At 28.1% G+C, this 10,504-nt stretch carries 14 protein-coding genes and 1 pseudogene; all 15 read left to right on the top strand.

Annotation, left to right across the window (positions count from 1 at the left end; translation table 11 throughout):
* The coding region (locus Q0V08_RS08120; protein ID WP_297433765.1) for a [Fe-Fe] hydrogenase large subunit C-terminal domain-containing protein at positions 1–784 on the top strand (784 nt) is incomplete at its 5' end.
* A 138-nt stretch (positions 785–922) separates the two neighbouring features.
* Positions 923–2,026, top strand: a complete 1,104-nt coding sequence (locus Q0V08_RS08115; protein ID WP_297433763.1) for a M20/M25/M40 family metallo-hydrolase — start codon at positions 923–925, stop codon at positions 2,024–2,026.
* A 2-nt stretch (positions 2,027–2,028) separates the two neighbouring features.
* Positions 2,029–2,835, top strand: coding sequence for a rod shape-determining protein MreC (gene mreC, locus Q0V08_RS08110; RefSeq protein WP_297433761.1), 807 nt, complete (start codon positions 2,029–2,031; stop codon positions 2,833–2,835).
* Entirely contained in the window at positions 2,832–3,386 is a 555-nt protein-coding gene (locus Q0V08_RS08105; RefSeq protein ID WP_297433759.1) for a hypothetical protein, read from the top strand. Before mreC ends, Q0V08_RS08105 begins: the two co-directional genes overlap by 4 nt.
* A complete protein-coding gene (gene recO, locus Q0V08_RS08100; protein WP_297433757.1) occupies positions 3,383–4,084 on the top strand; it encodes a DNA repair protein RecO in 702 nt (233 codons plus the stop codon). Before Q0V08_RS08105 ends, recO begins: the two co-directional genes overlap by 4 nt.
* The gene (locus tag Q0V08_RS08095) at positions 4,078–4,548 is read left to right on the top strand and encodes a PTS sugar transporter subunit IIA (RefSeq protein ID WP_023051861.1); all 471 of its coding nucleotides are present in this window, start codon (positions 4,078–4,080) and stop codon (positions 4,546–4,548) included. The genes recO and Q0V08_RS08095 overlap by 7 nt, the downstream gene beginning before the upstream one ends.
* Positions 4,549–4,557: 9 nt before the next feature.
* The gene (gene nrdR, locus Q0V08_RS08090; RefSeq protein ID WP_023051862.1) at positions 4,558–5,019 is read left to right on the top strand and encodes a transcriptional regulator NrdR; all 462 of its coding nucleotides are present in this window, start codon (positions 4,558–4,560) and stop codon (positions 5,017–5,019) included.
* On the top strand, positions 5,016–5,447 hold the full coding sequence (gene aroQ, locus Q0V08_RS08085; RefSeq protein WP_297433755.1) for a type II 3-dehydroquinate dehydratase: 432 nt from the start codon (positions 5,016–5,018) through the stop codon (positions 5,445–5,447). Before nrdR ends, aroQ begins: the two co-directional genes overlap by 4 nt.
* An 8-nt stretch (positions 5,448–5,455) precedes the next feature.
* Positions 5,456–6,388, top strand: a complete 933-nt coding sequence (gene fmt / locus Q0V08_RS08080) for a methionyl-tRNA formyltransferase (RefSeq protein ID WP_297433753.1) — start codon at positions 5,456–5,458, stop codon at positions 6,386–6,388.
* A 25-nt stretch (positions 6,389–6,413) separates the two neighbouring features.
* Positions 6,414–7,064 carry a redox-sensing transcriptional repressor Rex gene (locus tag Q0V08_RS08075; protein WP_023051865.1) on the top strand — a complete coding sequence of 217 codons (651 nt, stop codon included), beginning with the start codon at positions 6,414–6,416 and terminating at the stop codon, positions 7,062–7,064.
* Positions 7,065–7,066: 2 nt separating this feature from the next.
* Entirely contained in the window at positions 7,067–7,921 is an 855-nt protein-coding gene (gene folD / locus Q0V08_RS08070; RefSeq protein WP_297433751.1) for a bifunctional methylenetetrahydrofolate dehydrogenase/methenyltetrahydrofolate cyclohydrolase FolD, read from the top strand.
* A 13-nt stretch (positions 7,922–7,934) separates the two neighbouring features.
* Entirely contained in the window at positions 7,935–8,375 is a 441-nt protein-coding gene (locus Q0V08_RS08065) for an ACT domain-containing protein (RefSeq protein ID WP_040406188.1), read from the top strand.
* Positions 8,376–8,384: 9 nt separating this feature from the next.
* Positions 8,385–8,843: an acetyl-CoA carboxylase biotin carboxyl carrier protein gene (gene accB / locus Q0V08_RS08060; protein ID WP_297433748.1), complete on the top strand. Its 459-nt coding sequence runs from the start codon at positions 8,385–8,387 to the stop codon at positions 8,841–8,843.
* Positions 8,844–8,978: 135 nt separating this feature from the next.
* Positions 8,979–10,238 (top strand): hemolysin family protein, encoded by a 1,260-nt coding sequence (locus Q0V08_RS08055; protein ID WP_023051869.1) that lies wholly within the window; start codon positions 8,979–8,981, stop codon positions 10,236–10,238.
* A gap of 3 nt (positions 10,239–10,241) precedes the next feature.
* Positions 10,242–10,504 (top strand): annotated as a pseudogene (locus tag Q0V08_RS08050) (hypothetical protein); the annotation flags it as partial.

Here is a 10,504-nt window from a genome sequence, read left to right as displayed (position 1 = left end):
AGATATACCATCTTCAGCAAAATCCCCACAGCAAATGTTTGGAGCAGTATTAAAAAATATATGGGGACCAGCAAGAGGAATTAAAAGAGATGAGATAATAAACGTTTCTATAATGCCTTGCCTAGCAAAAAAATATGAGTCGTCAAGACCAGAGTTTGCAACTGATGGAATTCCAGATGTAGACTATTCAATCTCTACAAGAGAGCTAGCTCATCTTTTAAAACAATCAAATATAGATTTAAGAAAGCTAGATGATTCAGAATTTGATAATCCATTAGGATACTCTACGGGAGCAGCGGTTATTTTTGGTAGAACAGGTGGAGTTATAGAAGCAGCAACAAGAACTTTATATGAGTGGATAACAAATGAAACATTAGAAGATGTGGATTTTAAATCTATGAGAGGAATGGAAGGGATAAAAATAAGTGAAGTTAAAGTTGGGGATACTGTTGTTAAAATAGGAATAGCAAATGGATTATCTGCAGCGAGAGATATTTTAGATAGAGTAAAAACAGGTGAAGAGTTTTTCCATGCAATAGAGATAATGGCATGTAAAGGTGGATGTGTTGGAGGAGGGGGACAACCTTATCACCATGGAAATTTTGAAAAAATTGTAAAAAGAGCAGAGGGATTACAAAGTATAGACAATGGAAAAACATTTAGAAAATCACATGAAAATCCGTATATACAATCACTATATGAAAAATATTTAGAGCATCCGTTGAGTTCAGAGGCTCATAGAATATTACATACAAAGTATTATTCAAAAAAAGACTTAAAATAACATAAATATATTAGAAAAAAATAACAGTAGTACCTAACTACTGTTATTTTTTGTTACCTTTAACTCTTTACAAAGGAATGACAATGTAATATAATCTAGGGAAGAATATCAAAAAACAGATAACCTGTGGGAGGGCAAATGATAAGAGAAGCTAGATTAGTAGAAAATTTTTTAGATATGGTAAAAATTTCATCTCCTTCAAAAAATGAAAGAGCTATGGGAGATTACTTACTAAAAGTTTTAAAAGAGTTAGGGTTAGAAGTAAGAGAAGATAATGCAGGTGAATTAAATGGTGGAAACTGTGGAAATATAATTGGAGTTTTAAAAGCTACTGGAAAGAAAAAGTTTTTATTCAGTGCTCATATGGATACAGTTGTACCTTGTGAAAAAGTAACTCCAGTAATAGAAAACGGAATAATAAAATCAGATGGAACATCTATATTAGGTGGAGACGACAAAGGTGGAATTGCAGCTATTATAGAGATGTTAAGAGTAATAAAAGAAAATAACCTAGAGCATCCAGAAATAATTGTAGTTTTTTCTATGGGAGAAGAGATTGGACTATTAGGATCAAAATCTTTTGATATAGATAGTTATGGTGTAGATTTTGGGTTTATATTAGATTCAAGTGGAAAACCAGGAAAAATAATTACAAAAGCTCCGTCAGCGGCTAGAGGAAAAATAACAATTATAGGAAAACCAGCACATGCAGGTATTTCTCCAGAAAGTGGAATAAATGCATTAACAGTTGCAGCACATGCAATAACTAAAATAAAGTTAGGAAGAGTTGATGTTGAAACAACTTCAAATATAGGAGTTGTAAATGGTGGACAAGCTACAAATATTGTTATGCCATCAGTTGAGTTAGATTATGAAGCAAGAAGTTTATCAAATGAAAAGTTACAATCTTTATTAGATGAAACATTTAATATATTCCAAAAAGTTTGTGATGATTTTGGAGCAAAATTAGAAAATGATGTTAAAGTTGAATACCCAGGATTTGCACTAGAAGATTGTGAAGAAGTTGTAAAGATTGTAAAAATGGCTTGTGAAAAAGCTGGTATAAAAAGTGAAACTGCATCTTCAGGTGGAGGTAGTGATACAAATATCTATAATAGTAAGGGTGTTCCGAGTGTAAACTTAGCTGTAGGAATGACAAAAGTTCATACTTTAGAGGAGTATATTGAGATAAAAGATTTAGTAGATTTATCAAAAATATTAGTTGAAATTATAAAAGGATAGAGATGAAAATAGGAAAGAAAAAAAATAAAGTATTAAATATTATATATATTTTTATAATTTTAATGGTTGTAGTTTTCTTTGCTAAAGACGTATTTATGTATACAATGACAGAGATTGAAGAGCTTTTTTTACCTCTTCAATCTCGTGTATATTTTTTAGGTAAAAAAGCTAAAGAGAGCACAGAGAGTGTTATAAATTATAAAGAGTTATTAAATGAAAATAGTAAATTAAAACATACGCTAGCAGAAAAGTCTTTAATCGAAGAAAAAAATCAAAGATTATTAGAGGAGAATGATAGACTAAGAGAACTTTTAGATATGAAAGACCACTTTAAATTTAAATTTAAAGTTGGAAAAATAAGTTTTCAACAAACTAGAGAGATGTACGAAAGTTTTGCTATAAATATTGGTGAGATAGATGGAATAGAAAAAAATATGCCAGTTTTATATAATGAATCTCTAATTGGAAAAGTGGAAAAAGTATTTAAAAATTACTCTATTGTCCAAATGATAACTTTTCAAGATTCTGTAGTTAGTGCAACAGCAACAGGAGATACAGTAGGTATAATAAAAGGAAATAGAAGTGATGAACTTATTTTTGAACCTGTATCATTTCATGAAGCACAATTATCTGTAGGAGATAAAGTTTATACTTCTGGAATAAGTGATATATACCCGAAAGGTTTATATATTGGAGAGGTATGTGAAATAAGAAAAAAATACGAGAATAATGTAGAATATTTAGTAAAACTACCATTTAATATAATAGATATGAATGAAATAATAGTTCTTACAGAGGTGGATAGATGATAAAAAAAATAGCTATGTTTTTATTAATAGGAACATCGATTTTTGCATCACCAAATAGAATTTCTGATATAAAAGATATATATTCTACAGTAAAAGAAACAGTATATTTAAATGGTGAGAAAAAAGTGAAGGAATATAAAATTGAGTATATCTCACCAGATTATCTAAGAAAAGAAGTAATCTCACCCAATGTAAATAAGGGAGAGATATTTCAATATGAAAATGAAAAATCATTAGTTTATATTCCATTATTTGATGAAGTGTCTGAAAATAATAGTGAAGATGTGAGTAATTTTTTATCAATTATAAAAGATTTGAAAAATAAAGATCAAAATGATAAAAATTTTAAAGATAACTATTATTTACAAAAAGTAAAAGAATTAAAATATAAAGATACTTACAGAATAAAAATAAAAGAGTATAAAAAAGTAGATGGGTATTTATTGCCAATTAAGATGGAGATATTTGAAAGTGAGAGTAAAGTCGCTGATTTAGACTTGAAAGACACGAAAGTAAATAGTGACCTTAAAAGAAAGGAACTAAAAAAATGAAATTTATAAAAACTAAAGGATTAATAATAAAAAAAGTAGATTTTGGAGAAGGAGATAGAATTATAACTATTTTTTCTGAAAATTTTGGAAAGATTGATCTTTTAGTTAAAGGAATTAGAAAAAGTAAAAAAAGAGACCAAAGTTCGGTAGATTTATTAACTCTATCAAATTTTACATTTTATAAAAAAGGTGATAATTTTATACTAAATACAATTGATTCGATAGATTTTTTTTATGATTTAAAAAAAGATATAGAAAAATTGGAGATAGTATCTTATATTCTCTCTATTATTAATGAAATAGTCTTGCCAGGAGAGAGAAAAAAGGAGTTTTTTCAAAGAATAGAAAAAGCTTTATACTTTATTATAAAAAGTGATAACTATAATAATTTTATTATGGTTTTAAAAATGATGAATTGGATTATAAAAAATGAAGGTTATAGAATAAATATATCAGGTGAAAAATATTTTAGTATTTCTGAATCAGTTATAACAGATTTTGGAAATGATAAAGTTATACCTTTGAAAAGAGATTTATTTGAAGTGTTAGCAAATGTGGAGAAAAAAGTATCAGATGAGAAAAAAGTGGAATTAAACACTTTAATTGATGCGATTATTCTTTATGAAAAATATATAAATTATCATTTAGATACAAAATTAAATCTAAAGAAACATTTATTTGGAGGTTACTCATGTTAAACATAGTTAAAATAACTGACTATATGTCAGAAGAACTAATATTACTTAATCTAAAAGCTAAAAATAAAGATGAAGCTTTAAAAGAACTGTCTGCTCTAATAGGAAAATCAGAAAAAATAGAAAAAAAAGATGTAATATATAAGGCTCTTTTAGAAAGAGAGAATTTAGGAAGTACAGGGATAGGAAAAGGAGTAGCAATACCACATGCTAAAACTGATGCGGCAGAGAGTTTAACAATAGCTTTTGGGATAAGTAAAGAAGGAGTAGATTTTAAATCTTTAGATCAAGAGAAAGTAAAAATATTTTTTGTATTTGCATCACCATTTAAAGATAGTCAAATTTATTTAAAAGTGCTGGCAAGAATTTCAAGATTAATAAGAGATGAAAATTTTAGAGAAAAGCTTTTAAATTGTGAAAATGCAAAAGAAGTATTAGAGTGTATAGACAAAGAGGAAGCTTTATAGGGAGAGAGTATGAGATGTCCATTTTGTAATAGTGAAGACACAAAAGTAATAGATAGTAGAGCATTTTCTGAAAATAATTCTATAAAAAGAAGAAGAGTATGTAATAGTTGTGAAAAGAGATTTACTACCTATGAACGAATAGAAGAAAATCCGATCTATGTTGTAAAGAAAAATAAAAGTAGAGAAAAATTTAATAAAGATAAACTTTTAAGAGGATTAGAAAGGGCAACTAATAAAAGAAATATAAGTAGAGATGACTTAGAAAAATTTATTGCTGATGTGGAAAAAGTAATACAAAACACTTTAAAAAATGAGATAACAACACAGGAATTAGGGGAGCTTGTACTAGAGAAATTAAAAGTATTAGATGAAGTAGCATATGTTAGATTTGCATCTGTATATAAAGAATTTGACGATATAAAGTCTTTTATAGATGTTGTAGAAGATATAAAAAAGGATAAAAAGATATGAGAGTTTTAATAATAAATGGACCAAATTTAAATTTTTTAGGAAAGAGAGAACCTAAAATATATGGAAATGAAACTTTAGAGTTAATAAATAATAAAATTAAAGAATTTGGTATGAATCATGGAATGGATATAGAGTTTTTTCAATCTAACCATGAAGGATATATAATTGATAAAATACAAGAAAGTTATGAAAATGTTGATTATCTAATAATAAATCCAGGGGCATTAACACATTATGGGATAGGAATAAGAGATGCAATTTTGTCAACTAATCTAAAAACAATAGAGGTTCATTTATCAAATGTATACTCTAGAGAGGAGTTTAGACATAAATCTGTAATATCGGATATATGCATAGGTAAAATTACTGGATTCGGTTCTGAAGGGTATAAAATAGCTCTTCAATACTTAAGTAATTTAAAGAAATAGGAGGCAAAATGAGAATTTTATTTATGGGAACGCCAGAATTTGCAGTTCCATCATTAGATATATTAAGAAAAAAGCATGATATAGTAGGAATATTTACAAAGGTAGATAAACCTAACACTAGAGGTAAAAAAATAAAGTATACACCAGTTAAAGAGTATGGAATTGAGAATAATATACCAGTTTATCAACCTAATTCATTAAGAACAGAAGAAACATTTGAGTTAGTAAAAGAATTAAATCCAGATTTAATTGTTGTTGTAGCATACGGGAAAATAATACCAAATAATATTATTGATTTTCCAAAACTTGGAATAATAAATGTACATTCATCTTTACTTCCAAAGTTTAGAGGAGCAGCGCCAATTAACGCAGCAATAATAGCAGGTGAAAAAGAAACAGGTGTTACTATTATGGATATTGCTGAAGAATTAGATGCAGGGGATATTATTTTAAAAGGAACCACTCCAATTTATGAAGAGGATACTTTTTTAACGCTTCATGATAGATTAAAAGATATTGGAGCAGAAAAATTAAATGAAGCTGTAGACCAAATAGAAAATGGTACAGCAAAAAGAGAGAAGCAAAATCACGAGTTAGCAACATTTGTAAAACCATATAAAAAAACTGATTGTTTAATTAATTGGAATAAAAATAAAGAGGAAATTTTTAATTTTGTAAGAGGAATGAATCCATTTCCAACAGCTTATACACACCACAATGATAAAATTTTAAAGGTTTACGCAGTTGAGAAACTTGATAAAATTTATGAAGAAGGGGAAAATGGTGAGATAGTAGATTCGATTAAAGGAAAAGGATTTGTTGTAAAAGTGAGTGAAGGAAGCATAATTTTAACTGAGATTAAACCTGAAAATAAAAAAAATATATCAGGAAAAGATAGTATAAATGGAAACTTATTTAAAATAGGTGAGATTTTAAAATAAAAATAATGGGGGGAGAGGTTAAATAATGAAAACTTCAGAAAAGAGAGAAAAAATTTCAAAAAAAACTATACAGAGGTTAACAATGTATTTAAAATGTTTGGAGAAATTTTCGCCAGATGACTATATATCATCAGAAGAAATGGGTGTTTTGCTTGGAGTAACGGCTGCTCAAATTAGAAAAGATTTTTCAAACTTTATAATGGATTTAGATTCTTGTATAGGAATAAGGGGTAAAGGGTATAACGTAAAGTGTCTTTACGAAATGATTGAAGATATATTGGGAATAAATAAACAAAACAATGTAATTATTGTTGGAGCTGGAAAGTTAGGGAATGCTATTTTACTAGAAGGTGACATAGAAAAACCAAGATTTAATATTGTGGGAATTTTTGATATTACAAAAAGTAGAATTGGTAAAGAGTATAAGGGAATAAAGATAAGTAGTGTAAGTGATATACCAAAAATTGCATCTGAGAAAAAAATAGATATGGCAATTATAACAGAGAATAAATCTATAGCTCAACAAGTAACAGATATAGTAACTCAATCAGGAATAAAAGCTATATTGAACATGACTTCCTTAGAAATAAAAGTACCAAAAGATGTTGTGATAGAACACATAGATTTAAATAGAAAGCTTCAAGAATTAAATTACTGGAAGGAAAAGGCGGAATAGTAATGAAAATTTTAGATGGTAAATATGTATCTCAAAAGGTTAGAGATTTAATAAAAAAAGAGATAATTGAGATAAAAGAAGTTAAAGGAACAGTTCCAGGATTGGCAGTAATACAGGCGGGAGATAACTTAGCATCTAAAATTTATGTTAATTCTAAGATAAAACAATGTGCAGAAGTTGGAATAGAATCAAAAAACTTTATTATGCCAGCAGATGTAACTGAAGAAGAGCTTTTAAGAAAGATAGAAGAATTAAATAGCGATGAAACAGTTGATGGAATATTAGTTCAATTACCATTACCTGATCATATAGATACACCAAAGGTAATAGAAGCAATAGATATAAATAAAGATGTAGATGGGTTTAAACCAGAAAATTTAGGGAAAGTGGTTTTAGGAGATGAAACAGCGTTAATCTCATGTACTCCTGCAGGTATACTACGATTATTTGAAGAGTATAAGATAGCTTTAGAGGGAAAAGATATCGTTGTTATAGGTAGAAGTAATATTGTTGGAAAACCTATGACGGCACTTTTAATAAATGAAGGAGCAACAGTAACAGTTTGTAATAGTAAAACAAAAAATCTTGCAGAAAAAACAAAAAATGCAGATGTTGTAATAGTAGCTATAGGAAAAGCTAATTTCTTAAAAGGTGATATGATTAAGACAGGTGCTATTATAATAGATGTTGGAATAAACAGAGATGAAAATAACAAGATTTGTGGAGATGTGGACTTTGAATCTGTAAAAGAAAAAGTATCATATATAACACCTGTTCCAGGGGGAGTAGGACCCATGACTATAGCAATGTTACTTAATAATACGTTAAAGGCATTTAAAATTGGAAAAAAAATATAGGGGAGAGTTTAGAATGGATAAAAAAGAATTTTATATTGTAGATAAGAGAATACTACCAAATTCGATTCAAAGTGTTATAAAGGTAAATGAGATTGTTCAAGCTGAAAGAATTTCAAAATATGAGGCTATAAAGAGAGTTGGAATAAGTAGAAGTACGTATTATAAATATAAAGACTATATAAAACCATTTTTCGAAGGTGGAAAAGAAAAAGTATTTAGTATACATTTATCTTTAATGGATAGACCTGGAATTTTAGCAAGAGTTTTAGATATTATTGCAGGAGAGCAAATGAACATCTTAACAATTGTTCAAAATATAGCAATAGATGGTGTGAGTAGAGTAACAATCTCTATCCAAACAACAGAAAATTTACTTAGAAAAATTGAAGAGATGTTAGAAAAAATCAGTTCTTTAGATTCTGTAAAGGAATTAAGAGTAATAGGAAGTAATTAAGGAGGAACAATGAAGTTAGATTTAGAAAGCGTAAAAAAATTAGCTAAAAGTATAGAGGAGCATAATCTTTCTGAAATTAGTGTAGAAGTTAATGGAACAAAGCTTACTATGAAAAAAGAAGAACTAAGACAAGAGGTAGTAACTTCAAATATTAAGTATGTAGAACAACCAACTTTAACTAATAAAGAGATAGAGATTGAAGAGATAGAATCTTCAGAAGAAGTAGTTGTAGAAGGAAAAGAGATTGTTTCTCCAATGGTTGGAACATATTATTCAGCACCTTCACCTGACTCAGAAGACTTTGTTAAAATTGGAGATAAAGTAGAGGTAGGAGATACAGTATGTATAGTTGAGGCTATGAAGATGATGAACGAAGTTAAATCATCAGTAGCAGGAACTATAGTAGCTTTAAGAGCTGAGAATGGAAAAGTAGTAAAAAAAGGTGACATATTATTTTTAGTAAAATAAGGAAAGCTAACAGCTTTCCTTTTTATTCTTTATCAAAGTACTGGTTTAAAAAGTACAGTATATTGTTTTTTATGGAGAATTATGGTAGAATATATAAGCATTCAATTTAAAAAATAAGGAAGGTGTATTATAAAGTTGGACACGTATCGTGATATTATTATATTAGTTGTATTAATTTTACTATCTGGTTTTTTTTCAGCCTCAGAAACAGCATTAACATCTTTTAAAACAACAGATTTAGAAGATATTGAGAAGTCGAATAAGAAAACAGCACATTTATTGAAAAAGTGGTTAAAAAGTCCAAATGAGATTTTAACAGGTATGCTTTTAGGAAATAATATAGTAAATATTTTGGGATCATCTATTGCAACTGCTTTAGCAATTAATATAATGGGAAATTCTCCTAGAAGTTTGGCTATCGTAACAGGGATTATGACAGTTTTAATTCTTATATTTGGAGAAATAACACCGAAAATAATGGCCAAAAATAATTCTAAAGGATTCTCAAAATTAGTAATTGGTCCTATGTATTATTTTGGATTATTAATGAAACCAATTGTAAAAATATTAATGTGGACATCTATATTAATTGGTAGAATTTTAGGAGTTGAAGTAAAAACTGAAAATATAATGTTTACAGAAGAGGATTTAATATCTTTTGTAAATGTGGGTGAAGCTGAGGGTATTATAGAAGAAGAGGAAAAAGAAATGATTCACTCAATTGTAGGCTTAGGTGAAACTAATGCAAAAGAGATTATGACACCGAGAACATCGATGTTTGCAGTTGAAGGAAATAAAACTTTAGACGATATTTGGGAAGAGATGATAGAAGCTGGATTCTCAAGAATACCTGTATATGAAGAAACTATTGATAATATTATAGGTGTTTTATATACTAAAGATGTTTTAAATTACTTAAAAGCACATAGTACAGATACTCAAGTTAAAGAGTTAGTAAGAGAGGCTTATTATGTTCCTGAGACAAAGTCAATTATAGAAATTTTACAAGAATTTAAAAGTAAAAAAGTGCACATTGCGCTTGTATTAGATGAGTATGGTGGTATTGGTGGAGTTTTAACAATAGAAGATTTATTAGAAGAGATTGTTGGAGAAATTCGTGATGAGTTTGACAATGAAGAGGAAGAAAGCATTAAAGAAATTGACGATAATAGATACGAAGTTGATGCAATGCTTGATATAGAAACAATAAATAAAAGTTTAAATATTGATTTGCCAATATCAGAGGATTATGAGAGTTTAGGTGGATTAATAATGTCAGAACTTGGAAAAATTCCTGCAATAGGAGATATTGTAGACTTTCAAGATGTTAAATTAGTAGTAGTTGAAGTTGAGAAGATGAGAGTGTCTAAGGTAGAGATACAAAGAGGAGAATAAAAGATGAAAAGAGTAAAAGCCAGTTTTTATAGTGGATTAATTGCTATATTACCTATAGTTATTACAGTATATATTTTTAACTGGATATTTCAAATTTTCTTAAACTTATTGCAAGATTCTGTTTTAACAGTAGCAATAAGAAAGATTGTTTTACAAACTGGATTAGGAAAAGAGCAAGATCTTCATTTATATACTCAAATCCTTATAAATGTTTTATCTTTTGTAACTTTGATATTATTATTAATAGCTATAGGAACAGCTATGAG

The sequence above is a fragment of the uncultured Cetobacterium sp. genome, from assembly GCF_947038635.1.
GTDB lineage: Bacteria > Fusobacteriota > Fusobacteriia > Fusobacteriales > Fusobacteriaceae > Cetobacterium_A.
This window is presented reverse-complemented; position numbering and strand designations above follow the sequence as displayed.